Annotated in this window: 1 protein-coding gene; it reads left to right on the forward strand. The window is 52.1% G+C overall.

Annotated elements, in window-relative coordinates; genetic code table 11:
- Window positions 1-340 (forward strand): hypothetical protein (locus KDM89_RS20805; protein WP_212689738.1); only part of this gene is annotated, 340 nt, incomplete at both ends.

Here is a 340-nt window from a genome sequence, read left to right on the forward strand (position 1 = left end):
CAGGCGAATAAAGCAAGGCAGGAGGCGGATCGCGCACAAGCCATGTATCAATTCGTATTGCGTATTTTTAATCCTGAACAAAAACCAGACCCCGACCTGGTCAGGCGCGACCTGAGCCTGAAAGACCTGGTCGCAACCGGTATACAGAACGCGGTCAGGGATTTTTCTTCGCTGCCAATGGAGAGTAGCAAACTGACGCATGATCTGGGTCAGCTGGCCATTCAGCTCGGTCTGAGTGATGCTGCGAGCACCTTGTATGAGCATAATCTGGCATTGGCAAAACAGGTGTATGGCGACCAGAGCAGCGAATATGCACATGCCCTGATCGAGAGTGTAGACT

The sequence above is a fragment of the Cognatundibacterium luofuense genome (assembly GCF_018139685.1).
Lineage (GTDB): Bacteria > Pseudomonadota > Gammaproteobacteria > Burkholderiales > Burkholderiaceae_D > Undibacterium > Undibacterium luofuense.